11 protein-coding genes and 1 pseudogene are annotated in these 13,696 nt (G+C 70.6%); all 12 read left to right on the forward strand.

All coding sequences use genetic code 11. The annotated features are described in order from the left end of the window. The first annotated feature begins 268 nt into the window (after window positions 1–268). The 12 genes and pseudogenes from flgJ to fliE all read left to right on the forward strand — a co-directional run bounded on the left by flgJ (window position 269) and on the right by fliE (window position 13,592). Entirely contained in the window at window positions 269–1,435 is a 1,167-nt protein-coding gene (gene flgJ, locus ACFJIT_RS12845) for a flagellar assembly peptidoglycan hydrolase FlgJ (RefSeq protein WP_130561196.1), read from the forward strand. Between the two features lie 19 nt (window positions 1,436–1,454). Beyond that, window positions 1,455–3,347 carry a flagellar hook-associated protein FlgK gene (gene flgK, locus ACFJIT_RS12850; RefSeq protein WP_379653820.1) on the forward strand — a complete coding sequence of 631 codons (1,893 nt, stop codon included), beginning with the start codon at window positions 1,455–1,457 and terminating at the stop codon, window positions 3,345–3,347. A gap of 15 nt (window positions 3,348–3,362) precedes the next feature. Next, complete coding sequence (gene flgL, locus ACFJIT_RS12855; RefSeq protein WP_130523225.1) at window positions 3,363–4,565, forward strand: flagellar hook-associated protein FlgL; 1,203 nt, start codon at window positions 3,363–3,365, stop codon at window positions 4,563–4,565. Window positions 4,566–5,029: 464 nt separating this feature from the next. After that, a pseudogene (locus ACFJIT_RS12860) lies at window positions 5,030–6,183 on the forward strand (flagellin). 214 nt (window positions 6,184–6,397) lie between these two features. Beyond that, window positions 6,398–7,756 (forward strand): flagellar filament capping protein FliD, encoded by a 1,359-nt coding sequence (gene fliD, locus ACFJIT_RS12865; RefSeq protein ID WP_379653821.1) that lies wholly within the window; start codon window positions 6,398–6,400, stop codon window positions 7,754–7,756. Window positions 7,757–7,771: 15 nt separating this feature from the next. Beyond that, entirely contained in the window at window positions 7,772–8,161 is a 390-nt protein-coding gene (gene fliS, locus ACFJIT_RS12870; protein ID WP_379653822.1) for a flagellar export chaperone FliS, read from the forward strand. Then, a complete protein-coding gene (locus ACFJIT_RS12875) occupies window positions 8,161–8,478 on the forward strand; it encodes a hypothetical protein (protein ID WP_130533503.1) in 318 nt (105 codons plus the stop codon). Before fliS ends, ACFJIT_RS12875 begins: the two co-directional genes overlap by 1 nt. Window positions 8,479–8,576: 98 nt before the next feature. Beyond that, window positions 8,577–9,158: a PilZ domain-containing protein gene (locus tag ACFJIT_RS12880; protein ID WP_379653823.1), complete on the forward strand. Its 582-nt coding sequence runs from the start codon at window positions 8,577–8,579 to the stop codon at window positions 9,156–9,158. 103 nt (window positions 9,159–9,261) lie between these two features. Continuing rightward, window positions 9,262–9,891: a response regulator transcription factor gene (locus ACFJIT_RS12885; RefSeq protein WP_130516209.1), complete on the forward strand. Its 630-nt coding sequence runs from the start codon at window positions 9,262–9,264 to the stop codon at window positions 9,889–9,891. Window positions 9,892–10,254: 363 nt separating this feature from the next. Continuing rightward, on the forward strand, window positions 10,255–11,649 hold the full coding sequence (rpoN, locus tag ACFJIT_RS12890; RefSeq protein ID WP_379653824.1) for an RNA polymerase factor sigma-54: 1,395 nt from the start codon (window positions 10,255–10,257) through the stop codon (window positions 11,647–11,649). 1 nt (window position 11,650) lies between these two features. Then, a complete protein-coding gene (locus tag ACFJIT_RS12895) occupies window positions 11,651–13,165 on the forward strand; it encodes a sigma-54 dependent transcriptional regulator (protein ID WP_379653825.1) in 1,515 nt (504 codons plus the stop codon). A gap of 58 nt (window positions 13,166–13,223) precedes the next feature. Then, complete coding sequence (gene fliE / locus ACFJIT_RS12900) at window positions 13,224–13,592, forward strand: flagellar hook-basal body complex protein FliE (RefSeq protein WP_337054199.1); 369 nt, start codon at window positions 13,224–13,226, stop codon at window positions 13,590–13,592. The last annotated feature ends 104 nt before the right edge of the window (window positions 13,593–13,696 follow it).

Here is a 13,696-nt window from a genome sequence, read left to right on the forward strand (position 1 = left end):
GGCGAAGGCAAAAGCGACAACAACAGCAAAAGCAAAAGCCAACCCCTCCCCCTCAGTCGCTAGCCGCGACTTCGAGCTCCCCTGCTTCGCAAGGGAGGGGGCAGACCCCGAGGTCGGAGACGCCGCTGCCCGACTCCCGACTCCCGACTCCCGATTCCCGATTCCCGATTCCCAGCTCCAATCCCCCGCCAGCCTTTTGACACCCCCCGGCACAGCTCTTGCCTAGGAAGGAACGACACCGCTTTCCCGGCCCGCCCGACCTACCGCCATGACCCTGCAGCTGCCCGGCACCACTGCACTGCCCCTGACGAAGTCGCATACCGCTTCGCCCGAGCAGATCAAGAAGGCCTCGAAGGAACTGGAAACCCAGTTCGCCTCGATGCTGGTCAAGTCCATGCGTGGCACCACCGGCGGCGATCCGCTGGCCGGCGGCGATACCACCTACCGCGACATGTACGACCAGCAGCTGGCCAAGGAGCTGACCAAGGGCCGCGGCCTGGGCCTGCAGGCGGTGATCGAGAAACAGCTGAGCCGCGACAACGGCGGCAGCGCGGCCGGCCAGGCGCTGGACACGACGCTGCCGGCGGCCCGCGGCGCGCAGGGCGCGCCGATGCGGCTGGACACTTCTGCGCGCGCCAGCGCCTTCCCGCTGTCCGGCGTGCTGCCGCTGCGCGCGCCCAATGCGTCCTCCGGCGCGACGCCGGTGGCCGGCGTCGGCGGCCTGTCGCTCGCGGCCTCGCATGCCGGGGTGTCGCTGCAGGCGCTGCCGGCCACGGCGACGCCGCTGCCGCCGCCGATCGACGAGGACTGCCAGCTGGACTGCAGTAGTCCGGAGGCCTTCGTCCAGTCCATCTGGCCGCACGCGCAGAAGGCCGCGCAGGCCCTGGGCGTCCCGGCCAAGGCGCTGGTCGCCCAGGCCGCGCTGGAGACCGGCTGGGGCCGGCGCCTGGCCGGCAAGGGTGGCGTGACCTCGAACAACCTGTTCGGCATCAAGGCCGGCGCCAGCTGGGACGGCGACAGCGTCAACGTCGCCACCACCGAATACAGCAACGGCGTGCGCCGCTCCGAGCGCGCCAACTTCCGCGCCTACGGCTCGGCCGCCGAGAGCTTCGCCGACTACACGCGCCTGCTCGGCAACGAGCGCTACGCCGGGGCGCGCGGCACCGGCCAGGACACGCACCGCTTCGCCACCGCGCTGCAGCGCGCCGGCTATGCGACCGACCCGCACTACGCCTCCAAGCTGACCGCGATCGCCAACGGCGCCACGATCAACCGCGCGCTGGCCAGCCTGCCCGGCGGCGGCGAACTGGGCCGCTACGGCAACGACGCGCAGCTGGCCTCGGCCCAGCCGGCTACCTCCGCCTCCGGCGCCGGCGTGGACACCTCGGTGTTCGCCGCGCTCGGCGACCGCTATCGCGCCGTGGCGCGCTATTGACCTCTGACAGGACCGCGCCATGACCAGTCTGCTTTCCACCGGTAGCTCGGCCCTGTTGGCGTTCCAGCGCGCGCTGGGCACCGTCAGCAACAACGTGGCCAACGCCACCACCGAGGGCTACAGCCGCCAGCGCGTGAGCCTGGCCGCGCGCGTGGGCAACAACATCGCCGCCGGCGTGGGCAACAGCGGCCAGGGCGTGGATGTGGCCGCGCTGCAGCGCCTGGCCGACGGGCTGGTGTTCGCCCGCCAGGTGGACAGCAGCGGCGAGGTCGGGCGCCTGACCAGCCTGTCGTCGATGGCCGGGCGGGTCGATACGCTGCTGTCCGATTCGAGCACGGGCCTGTCCACGCCGATGTCGGCCTTCTTCGACGCCGCGCGCGGGGTGTCCAGCGACCCGACCAGCACCAGCGCGCGCGAGGCGCTGCTGGCGGCGGCCCGGTCGCTGGCCGGCCGCTTCAATTCCCTCGATGGCCAGCTGTCCACCATCGACGATGAGACCAACCAGAACCTCTCCGACAAGGTCGGCCAGGCCAACCAGCTGGCCAAGGAGATCGCCGACCTCAACAAGACCATCGCCTCCTCCGGCGCCAACGCCTCCTCCGAACTGCTGGACGCGCGCGACCTGCGCGTGACCAAGCTGGCCGGGCTGATCGGGGCGACGACGGTCCAGCAGGCCGACGGCTCGCTGAGCGTGTTCACCACCGGCGGCCAGCCGCTGGTGATCGGCGCCAAGGCCAGCACGCTGACCGCGCTGCAGGACCCGGACCAGCCCGGGCGGCTGCAGGTGGGCCTGGACGCCGGCAACGGCACGCCGGTGCGTCTGCCCGATGCCTCGATCTCGGGCGAGCTGGGCGGCCTGCTGCAGTTCCGCACCAACGTGCTCGACCCGGCGCGCAATGAACTCGGCCGCCTGGCCACCGGCGTGGCGCTGGCCTTCAACCAGGCCCAGGCCAACGGCGTGGACTACAACGGCCAGATCGGCGCCGACCTGTTCAAGCTGGCCGCACCGGCGGTGGCGTCCAACGCGGCCAACACCGGCTCGGCGAGCTTCGCCGCCACGGTCGGCGACGTCTCCCAGCTCACCGGCAGCGACATCGTGCTGCGCTACAGCGGCAGCGGCTGGACCGCCCAGCGCGCCGACACCGGCGCGACGGTGCCGATGAGCGGCGACGGCTCGGCCGGCAACCCGTTCGTCGTGCAAGGTGTCTCGCTGGTGCTGTCCGGCGCAGCCGCGGCCGGCGACAAGTTCACCGTGCGCCCGACCACCGGCGCGGCCGGCAGCCTGACGGTGACGATGAGCGACCCGACCGGCATCGCCGCGGCCGGCGCCATCAGCGCCAGCGCCGCCACCAGCAACCTGGGCAAGGCTTCGGTGGCGAGCACGGCGGTGACCAGCGCCAGCGCCTTCGCCTCCTTCAGCGGCGCGCACATCGAATTCATCGACGACACCACCTACACCATCAACGGTGGCAGTCCGCAGACCTATAGCGGGGGTGCCATCAGCGATCCGGCCGGCGGCTGGTCGATCACCCTCAAGGGCACGCCCACGGCGGGCGACAGCTTCAGCCTGGCGCCGACGCCCGCACGCTCGTCCAGCAATGCCAATGCCCAGGCGTTCTCGGCCCTGGATACCAAGCAACTGCTCAGCGGGGGCACCCAGTCGCTGACGATGGCCATGAGCCAGCTCACCGCCAAGGCCGGCACCGAGGCCAGCCACGCGCAGATGAGCCTGGAGGCGCAGCAGACCATCGATGCGCAGGTCAGCGCCGAGCGCGAGTCGGTCAGCGGCGTCAACCTCGATGAGGAAGCGGCCGACATGATGAAGTTCCAGCAGGCCTACCAGGCCGCCGCGCAGGTACTCAAGACCTCCGACACCCTGTTCCAGACCCTTCTGTCCGCCGTGGCGCGCTGAACCCGGAGCCTGTTCATGACCCTTCGCCTTTCCACCAACGGCATGCACCAGCAGAGTCTGGCCGCGATGCTGGCCCAGCAGTCCAAGGTCTCGCGCACGCAGCTGGAACTGACCACGCAGAAGAAGCTGATCACCGCGGCCGACGACCCGGCCGGCATGGCCCAGGCCCAACGCCTGGACCATGCGCTGTCCACGCTGGACCAGCAGGACAAGGACGCGGCGCTGGTCGAGCACCGGCTGCGCTCGCAGGAGCAGGCCCTGAGCGATGTCGGCACGCAGCTGGACCGCGCGCGCGAGCTGACCATCCAGGCCAACACCGCCACCGTCTCGGACAGCGACCGCGCCTCGATCGCCGACGAGCTGCGCCAGATCCGCGCGGCCATCCTGGCCATCGCCAACCGCGACGACGGCACCGGCAAGCAGCTGTTCGCCGGATCGCGCGATGGCGTGATCCCCTTCGCGCAGAACGCCAGCGGCCAGGTGACCTATGTCGGCGACGACGGCCAGAACCAGGTCGAGGTGGCGCCCAACCTCAAGGTGGCCGACACCGATCCGGGCAGCGACCTGTTCCTGCGCGTGCGCACCGGCGATGGCATCAGCGTGGCCAGCGTGGGTGCCGGCAACACCGGCACCGGCGTGCTGGGCAACAGTTCGGTGATCGACAGCAGCGCCTGGAACGGGCAGTCGGTCACCGTGAAGTTCACCGCCGCCGACAGCTACCAGATCCTGGACGGCAGCGGCGCGGTCGTCTCCACCGGCACCTACACCGCCGGCAGCGCGATCAGCGGCGGCGGCATCCAGATGACCCTCAGCGGCGCGCCCGCGGCCGGCGACACCTTCACTGTGGGCAAGGCGCCCAACCGCGACATCTTCAGCACGCTGGACAGCCTGGCCACCGCGCTGGAGACCCCGGCCACGACCGATGCGCAGAAGGCCGCGCGCAGCAACGCGCTCAATGGCGCGCTGAGCGACATCGCCAGCGCACAGGACCACTTCCTGCTGTCGCGTTCGCAGACCGGTTCGCGCCTGGCCGCGCTGGACGATGCCACCGACGCGCGCAGCGCCTACGGCGTCAGCCTGCAGAGCACCCTGTCCAACCTGCGCGACGTCGACCCGGCCGAGGCGGCCAGCCGGCTCTCGCTGCAGCAGGTCGCGCTGGAGGCGGCGCAGAAGACGATGCTCGCGGTGCAAAGCAAGTCACTGTTCGATTTGATGTAGGTCACAGAACGCGACAGTCGTTCGGCTGCTCGGTGGGAGCCGCCATGGCGGCGATAGGGCTGTCCAGGGAGAGCCTCGTCGCCGCCATGGCGGCTCCCACCAAGCCAGTGCGGTTCTGTGTTTTCGCACAAGAAGCTTCGAGGTCAAGAGCGCGGGAAACAGCGCAAAACAAGGGATTTTTGATCCGGACTCAAGTCCGCGCTCGGGTCGCCGTTACAGGAGGCAAGCGCGTTGGCGTCGCGGCATGACCCACATGACACGTCCGGTTCGCGCTACTGCTTGTGCACGTGTTTGGCATGTCGCGCTGGGAAGAAAGCTCGGATTTCTTTCGACCCAGGGCTAAAGGCGGCGCCGAGCGCGCCGATAACCCTATCAGCAGCGGAGAGGGCCAATCCCGGCCACACCCTGCGGAACCGGCCCCAACCCTCTCAGTCGCCGCCGGACCCTCAACTAGGAGACTTCTCATGTCGTCTGTCATCAATACCAACGTGAGCTCGCTGAACGCTCAGCGCAACCTGACCGCGTCCAGCAGCGACCTGGCCACCGCCATGCAGCGTCTGTCCTCGGGCCTGCGCATCAACAGCGCCAAGGACGACGCGGCCGGCCTGGCCATCAGCCAGCGTATGACCGCCCAGATCCGTGGCCTGGACCGGCTGCCCGCAACGCCAACGACGGCATCTCGCTGGCGCAGACCGCCGAAGGCGCGCTGAGCGCCATCGGCGACAACCTGCAGCGCATCCGCGAACTGGCCGTGCAGTCGGCCAACGCCACCAACAACTCGACCGACCGCGCCGCGCTGGATCTGGAAGCCCAGGCCCTGAAGGACGAAATCGACCGCGTCGCCACCAGCACCAAGTTCAACGGCGTGAACCTGCTGGACGGCTCGTTCACCGCGCAGGCCTTCCAGGTCGGCGCCAACGTCGGCGACACGATCTCCATCGCCAGCATCGCCAACGCCACCAAGGCCTCGCTGGGCGGCACCTGGACCTCGACCACCTACACCGCCGACAGCGCCGCGCTGACCTACACAGACGCCGCCGCCGCGACCTCAGTGACCATCAACGGCGTGGCCGTGTCCATCGCCGCCGCGTCCGGCCGCACCGCCGCGCAGGCCGCCACCGCGTTCGAATCGGCGTTCAACACCGCCAAGGCGTCCAACACCGCGCTGGCCAACGTGTCCTTCGACGATGCGACCGGCAAGTTCACGGTCACCGGCCAGGGCTCGACGGCCACCTTCACCGCGCTCACCAACGCCGGCGGCGTCAGCGGCACCACGACCGCGGCTGCGACCTCGGTCAGCCACACCGGCCTGACCGACCTCAAGCTGACCACCGCGGCCGATGCCAACGATGCGATCAACCTGATGGATGCGGCCCTGGCCTCGGTCAATACCGCCCGCGCCAACATGGGTGCCATCCAGAACCGCTTCAGCTCGGTGGTGTCCAACCTGTCGACCACCTCGGAGAACCTGTCGGCGGCCCGCAGCCGCATCCAGGACACCGACTACGCGGCCGAGTCGGCCAAGCTGACCCGCAACCAGATCCTGCAGCAGGCCGGTACGGCGATGCTGGCCCAGGCCAACCAGTCGGCCCAGTCGGTGCTGAAGCTGATCTCGTAATCCCAAGCGTCACCAGGACGCGACCTTCCGGTCGCGTCCTGTTCCAAGCCCGCGCGCCGCGCCGGCTTGGAACAGGACGAGCTGCGTCTTTCCACGGCGACCCCACGGCCGCCAGCACGATCGCCCCCCCGTTCTTCCCGCCCCGCGAGGACCGCGCCATGCGCAACGCCGACACGCTGCCCACCGCGCCGAGCGCCCTCGCCGGAGGCCGCGCATGACCACCATCGGCAGCACCAGCAGCTCCTCGGGCATCGACCCGGCGACGATGGCCGCGCAGCTGGTCGCCGCCGAACGGGCGCCGACCGACACCCGCTACGCCGCGACGCAGACCAAGATCACCGCCCAGGTCTCGGCCGTGGCCACGCTGCGCTCGGCCTTCTCCAACCTGGATTCCTCGCTCACCGTCCTGCAGGGCGGCAGCACCGCCAACGCGCGCGCGGTCAGCCTGTCGGCCAACACCGGCTTCAGCGCCACGGCCGCCGCAGGCGCGGCGCGCGGCAGCTACAACGTCGAAGTGCTGTCGCTGGCCGCGGCGCAGAAGCTCGCCTCCAGCGGCTTCAGCGGCGACGGCACCGCGGTGGTCGGCACCGGCAACCTCAGCATCAGCTACGGCGGCAAGACGCTGTCGGTGGACATCACCACAGCCAACGGTACGCTGTCGGGCATCCGCGATGCGATCAACACCGCCGCGGGCGGCTCGGGCATCTCGGCGAGCATCGTCACCGGCGACGATGGCGCGCATCTGGTGCTGACCTCGCTCGACGGCGGCACGGCCAACCAGATCTCGGTCACCGCCAGCGGCGGCGACGGCGGCCTGGCCGCGTTCTCCTACGACGGCAGCGCCGGCAGCGGCATGACCCAGCTGGTGGCCGCCAGCGACGCCCAAGTCAAGGTCGACGGAGTGCTGCGCACCAGCTCGAGCAACACCATCACCGACCTGGTCCAGGGCGTGACCCTGAATCTCAAGGCGGCCGCGCCGGGCACGGTCATCTCCATGGACGTGGCCACCGACACCTCGGCGCAGCTGAGCGCGGTCAAGGACTTCGTCGACAAGTTCAACGCCGCGCTGTACGCCATCGCCAGCACCACCAACTACAACGCCAGCACCAAGGTCGCCGCCGCGCTCAACGGCGATGCGATGGTGCGCGGGGTGACCAGCCAGCTGCGCAACACGCTCAGCGCCAACGTGGTCGACCTCAAGTCGCTGGGCATCAGCATCGGTACCGACGGCACGCTGACCCTGGACCAGACCCAGTTCAACGCGGGGCTGTCCAAGGACCCCGCCGCGCTGAGCCGCGTGTTCGGCAGCGGCAGCGACACCATGGCCGGCAAGATGGCCACGACCATGGGCGCGATGATCGACAGCGGCGGCCTGCTCAGCACCCGCAGCGACAGCCTCACCGCACAGACCAAGAAGCTCGATGCGCAGAAGGAGGCCCTGGACACGCGCATGGCCGCGGCCGAGGCCCGCTACAAGGCGCAGTTCACCGCACTGGACACGATGATGACCAAGCTGCAGAGCACCAGCGACTTTTTGACCCAGCAGCTCAGCAAGAGCAGCAGCGAAGACTAATCGACGAGCCTTGCCATGAATGCCCGCAGCCTAGCCAACCAGTACAAGCAGACCGGCGCCAGCAGCGCGACGCTGGACGCCAGCCCGCACCAGCTGATCGCGATCATGCTGTCCACCGCGCGCGAGCGCATCCGCCTGGCGATCGCCTCGCTCGAACGCGGCGACGTCACCCGCAAGGCGCATGCGATCACCGACACCTGCGCCATCATCGGCGGGCTCAACGGCTCGCTGAACATGGACGCCGGCGGCGAGATCGCCGCGGGCCTGGCCGCGCTGTACGACTACTGCCAGCGCCGCCTGCTGGCCGCCAACCTCAACAACGACCTGGCCCCGCTGCAGGAAGTGGACGGCCTGCTGGGCGAGATCGAGGCCGCCTGGCGCCAGATCGCGCCGCAGAGCGCGTGATGGAGATCGCGCAGCCGCCCTCGTCGGCCCTGGCGCAGGTGCCCGCGCTGCCGATCGAGCAGATCCGCCACGCCATCCACCTGGAGACCTGGGAGGCGGCGGACGAACTGCTCAGCCGCTACCAGCACCAGCTGGTCCTGGCGCTGTCGCGGATCGACCTGAAGACCGCCGACCGCGGCCCGTGGCTGGCCCTGCTGGCCGACTACCAGCTGCTGATGGACGAACTGCGCGCCGGCCGCGACGCCGCCAGCGCCGAACTGGCCCGCCTCGGCGCCGGCCGTCGCGGCGCCAATGCCTGGATGCGTGCGCTGAAGTAGCGCCCCGCGTCGGCGCAGCTGACGCGCCGCCGCTGTCCTATCCGCATCCTGCACGCGACTTGCGGCATCCTGCCGTCTTCGTCCCCCGAGTCCGCGCGATGACCGACCCCGTGCCCGCGACGCCCGAACAGGCGCACGCGCTGCTGTTCGACGAGATCCTGACGCTGGAGGAGACGCGCGCGGCGGCCTTCGTGCCGCAGGCGCTGGTGCCGTCGGCCGTGGAGGGACTGCTTGGCCGGGCCGAGTCGCTGCTGCGCGCGCTGGCGGTGATCGACGATGGCATCGGCCGCGGCGACGATCCGGACCAGCCGCCCGACCCGGCGCTGCTGCGCCTGGAGGCCAAGCTGGATCTGCTGACCCTGCTGGTGGCCGACCTGGCCGGCGGACAGGCCGCGCAGGACGCACAGCGCGCGCTGCGCTGGTCGGCGCGCGGCGTCGAACTGGTGCTGGACCAGGCCGTGCCACCCGGCACGCAGGGCGTCTTCCGCGTGCGCGCCTCGGACTGGCTGCCCTCCCCGCTGGTACTGCCCGCGCAGGTGGTGGCCGCCGCGCCCGACGCGGCCGGCACGCGCGCCTGGCTGGCCTTCGGGCCAAGCTCGCCCGCGCTCGAGGCGGCGCTGGAACGGCACGTGTTCCGCATCCATCGACGTGACATCGCGCAACGTCGGCGCGGGACCTAGGCACGCTTGCGACGTGATGCAAGCCCTTTTCAGCCGCGACGTGGTTCGTTAAGGTGCCACGCGCAGGGGGTTACACGGAAACAAAACGAAGGAGCGGCGCGTGCTGTCCGTCCTGATATGCGATGACCACGCGCTGGTGCGAGCCGGCGTGCGACGCCTGCTGGAAGCCATGGAAGGCGTCGAGATCGTGGGCGAAGCCGCCAGCGCCGACGAGGTGGTGATACGCACCAAGCAGCTGCTGCCCCATGTCGTGGTGCTCGACCTCTCGCTCAAGGGCCGCACCGGCTTCGACGCGCTGGCCGAACTGCGCCGGCTGCATCCCGACGTGGCCATCGTGGTGCTGTCCATGCACGAGGATGTGCTGCACGTGCGCGAGGCGCTCACGCGCGGCGCGTTGGGCTATGTGGTCAAGGATTCCTCGCCGGCGGAACTGGAGATCGCGCTGCGCGCCGCGGCAGCCGGCCGGACCTTCCTCAGTCCGCAGGTGTCCGCGCCGCAGCTGCGCGGCTATCGCGCCCCGCGCGAGCCGGGCGATGTGGAGAGCCTGCCGCGCCGGCAGCGCGAGATCCTCGACGCGCTCGGCGCCGGGCGGACGACCAAGCAGATCGCCGCTGACCTCAGCATCAGCGTCAAGACCGTGGAGACCCATCGCGCGCGGATGATGGAAGCCCTGGGCTGCCGCAACGCCAGCGAGCTGCTGCGCGTGGCGATGCGTCACCACGATCGTCCCTGATCGCGCGTCGGAAGGCCGTCATCGTCCCGTGGCACGGCGCGTGCTGACACGCTCAGCAGCCCGCGCATCGGCGACCACTTTTCGACGCCTTGCCCGGGTGCGTTGCCGCAAGGTGTCGGCACATGGCGCACGGTCCGCCAAAAACCCGGCTTGTGATCCGTGTCGCACGTGACGCATTGGGTCAACTTTCTACGTTCAGCTGGCTTTCACGTCAGATTTACGACGCAAAGTGGGGGATGCCCCTACAAGACGACAGGATTACCCTGAGTCCCTACAGGGTTTGCCCCGATTCGGAAGTCGGCGCGTCAATTCCACGATAGCTCCACACACCGGCATTGGGCCGATGCGACGGAGATCATGAACGTGAAAGGCACCCTGACCGCCAAGATGGCGCAAGGCGTCAACCTGACGCCGCAACTGCTCCAGTCCATCCGCCTGCTGCAGCTCACCAGCCAGCAGCTGGAGCTGGAGCTGGCCCAGACCCTGGAGCGCAACCCGCTGCTGGAAACCGACGAGCCCGAGGCCGAGGCGCAGACGCTCGAAGCCGACGATGCGGCCCAGCTGGAAGCGGCCGCGTGGGACGAACTGCCCGAGCCTGCGTTCATGGCCGGCCTGTCCGGCAACGCCGGCGGCACCCTGGACGAAGACGCCACCGCGCGCATCGCCGCCGGCGAGTCGTCGGACATGCGCGTGCGCCTGCTGACCCTGCTGGCGGTGAGCTGGACCGCCGCCGATCTGGCCATGGCCGCCTGGTGGCTGGACCGCTGCGACGACCGCGGCTATCTGGAGCAGCCGCTGGACGCGCTGCTGGCCGAAGGCGGACAGCAGTTCGACCTGGACGCGCTGCAGCTGGTGCGCCAGCGCCTGCTGCACGGCGAATGGGCCGGCATGGCCGCCACCGATCCGGCCGAGTGCCTGCGCGCGCAGCTGCGCACGCTAGCCGACAGCCCGGCCCGCACCCTGGCCGCGCGCATCCTGGCCGATCACCTGGACCTGCTGGCCGCGCACGACGATGCCGCGCTGGCCGCCGCCACCCAGGCCAGCCTGGACGAGGTGCGCGCCGCGGTGGCGCTGGTGCTGTCGCTGCGCGCCCATCCGGTCGAAGCCCCGGCCGCGACCGAGGACAGCCACATCCTGCCCGACGTGGTGGCCTGGTTCGCCGGCGGCGCCTGGCGCGTGGCGCTGGGCCGCTACACCACCCCGCGCGTGCGCATCAGCGCCCACTGCGAGCGCGCCCTGGCCGGCAACGGCGGCGAGAACGCCGTGCTGCGCGGCCTGCTGGACGAGGCGCGCTGGCTGGTGCGTGGCCTGAACATGCGCAACGACACCTTGCTGCGCACCGCCCAGCTGCTGGTCGAGCGCCAGCGCGGATTCCTGGAGCAGGGCGAGGAAGCCATCCTGCCGCTGACCCTGCGCGAGGTGGCCGACGCCATCGGCGTGCACGAGTCCACCGTCTCGCGCATCGTCGCCGGCAAGTACATGCAGACCCCGCGCGGCACGATCGAACTCAAGCGCCTGTTCGCCGTGCGCCTGGAAGGCGCCGACGTCTCCGGCAGCGCCGTGCGCGCCATGGTCAAGCGCCTGATCGAGGAAGAGCCCCGCACCGCGCCGCTGGCCGACGACGTCATCGCCAGCCTGCTGGCCCGCCAGGGCGTGCGCATCGCGCGCCGCACCGTGGCCAAGTACCGCGACCAGCTGGCCATCGGCCCGGCCAAGGCCCGCCAGCTGTCCCGTCCTTCCATTTCGGTTGCCGCCTGACATGAACACCGCCCGCATTCTCGTCATCGACCAGGACATGGACCGCGCCGAGCGCGTGGCCACGCTGCTGGAATTCATGGACTACACCCCGCGCATCGTCGCCGAGGTCGCCGACCTGGACCTGGGCCGCGCGCGTCCCAACGACTGGATGGCGGTGATCGTCGGCGACGTCGAGGCGTCCGCGCTGGTCACCTTCACCAGCTGGCTGTCGACCCAGCCGCTGCACCCGCCTGTGCTGGAGCTGCCCGGCCACGCGCCGGACGCGGCCTGGCGCGCGCCGCTGCATCGGCAGACGGTGTGGCCGCTGGACTTCCCGGTGCGCCGCACCCAGCTGCAGGACGCGCTGTCCAAGGCCGCGGTCAAGCACGCCGAGGCCGAGGCCCGCGTCGGCCGCGCCCAGTCCGGCCCGACCGGGCGCAGCGCGGCGGCGATCGAACTCAACCGCATGATCGACCAGGTCGCCCCGCACGACACGACCGTGCTGATCCTGGGCGAATCGGGCACCGGCAAGGAAGTGGCCGCGCGCGCCCTGCACGATCGCTCCTCGCGCCGCGACAAGCCGTTCGTGGCGGTCAACTGCGGCGCGATCCCGGCCGACCTGCTGGAGAGCGAGCTGTTCGGTCACGAGAAGGGCTCCTTCACCGGCGCGCTGACCCAGCGCAAGGGCCGCTTCGAGATGGCCGAGGGCGGCACGCTGCTGCTGGACGAGATCGGCGACATGTCCCTGCCGATGCAGGTCAAGCTGCTGCGCGTGCTGCAGGAGCGCTGCTTCGAGCGCGTCGGCGGCACGGCCACCATCAAGTGCGATGTGCGCGTGATCGCCGCCACCCATCGCGATCTGGAAGCGCGCATCGGCACCGGCCAGTTCCGCGAGGACCTGTTCTACCGCCTCAACGTGTTCCCCATCGAGATGCCGGCGCTGCGCGAGCGCATCGAGGACCTGCCCGAGCTGGTCGATGCCATCACGCGCCAGCTGCGCGACAACGGCCGCGGCCATGTGACCCTGTCCGACGAGGCCATCGCCACCCTCGCCCGGCATCGCTGGCCCGGCAACGTGCGCGAGCTGTCCAACCTGATCGAGCGCCTGTCGGTGCTGCATCCGGCCGGCACCGTGCGCGCGGCCGACCTGCCGGCGCGCTATCGCAGCGCCGCGCCGGGCGAAGGCCTGGAAGACGCGCCGGCGCTGCAGCAGATCGCCCAGCCGCAGAGCGCGGTGGCGGCGCTGGTCAACGCCACGCCGGTGGCCAAGGCCGCCGCTCCCGCTGCCGCGGTGGCGATGCCGGCGCCTGCCTCGCCGGCCGGCGAGGCCGTGCTGCCGGCCGCGGGCATCGACCTGCGCCACCACATGGCCAGCATCGAGCTGGACCTGATCCGCGCCGCGCTGGCGCAGACCGGTGGCGTGGTCGCCCATGCCGCACCGCTGCTCGGCCTGCGCCGCACCACGCTGGTGGAGAAGCTGCGCAAGTACGGCATCGACCGCGAAGCCGAAGGCGTCGCGGTGGCGGCGGGTTTCTGACTTGGGGGATGGCACGCGTCTTGCCTGATCCCGTCAAGAACCCAACGGCAACACGGCCATGACCGACGCCATCTCCTCGATCCTGTCCCAGATCCGCGCGCACGAGCTGCGCACGCGCGAAGGCGTCGGCAACGCCATCGACGTGAACGGCCTGGGCAACGTCGGCGGTGTGGCGGGAAGCAACGCGGTCAACCCGACCGGCACCGGCGGCTTCGGCCAGCTGCTGTCCCAGGCCATCGACAACGTCAGCGCGACCCAGGCCAACGCCAGCGCCATGCAGACCGCCTTCGAACTGGGCGATCCGCGCGCCGACCTGGCCCGCACGATGGTGGCCATGCAGCAGTCGCAGGTCGCCTTCCGCGCCACGGTCGAAGTCCGCAACCGCCTGGTGCAGGCCTACCAGGACGTGATGAACATGCCGGTGTAGCGCTTGCGCACCCGGCGCTTGTTTCGTGCAAGACCGCATTCGCTTTCCCCGCCTGACCGGCGATCCGCGCCTCCTGATCCTCTGACCTTCGACTCCTGACCTGC

It is taken from the genome of Pseudoxanthomonas sp. UC19_8 (assembly GCF_042700505.1).
In the GTDB taxonomy this organism is placed as follows: Bacteria; Pseudomonadota; Gammaproteobacteria; order Xanthomonadales; family Xanthomonadaceae; genus Pseudoxanthomonas_A; species Pseudoxanthomonas_A winnipegensis.

What these genes read in the sequence shown, in the direction of transcription:
- flgJ (WP_130561196.1), top strand. Translation starts at nt 269, where the DNA reads ATGACCCTGCAGCTGCCCGGCACCACTGCACTGCCCCTGACGAAGTCG.
- fliD (WP_379653821.1), top strand. Translation starts at nt 6,398, where the DNA reads ATGACCACCATCGGCAGCACCAGCAGCTCCTCGGGCATCGACCCGGCG.
- fliS (WP_379653822.1), top strand. Translation starts at nt 7,772, where the DNA reads ATGAATGCCCGCAGCCTAGCCAACCAGTACAAGCAGACCGGCGCCAGC.
- flgL (WP_130523225.1), top strand. Translation starts at nt 3,363, where the DNA reads ATGACCCTTCGCCTTTCCACCAACGGCATGCACCAGCAGAGTCTGGCC.
- ACFJIT_RS12875 (WP_130533503.1), top strand. Translation starts at nt 8,161, where the DNA reads ATGGAGATCGCGCAGCCGCCCTCGTCGGCCCTGGCGCAGGTGCCCGCG.
- ACFJIT_RS12880 (WP_379653823.1), top strand. Translation starts at nt 8,577, where the DNA reads ATGACCGACCCCGTGCCCGCGACGCCCGAACAGGCGCACGCGCTGCTG.
- fliE (WP_337054199.1), top strand. Translation starts at nt 13,224, where the DNA reads ATGACCGACGCCATCTCCTCGATCCTGTCCCAGATCCGCGCGCACGAG.
- flgK (WP_379653820.1), top strand. Translation starts at nt 1,455, where the DNA reads ATGACCAGTCTGCTTTCCACCGGTAGCTCGGCCCTGTTGGCGTTCCAG.
- ACFJIT_RS12895 (WP_379653825.1), top strand. Translation starts at nt 11,651, where the DNA reads ATGAACACCGCCCGCATTCTCGTCATCGACCAGGACATGGACCGCGCC.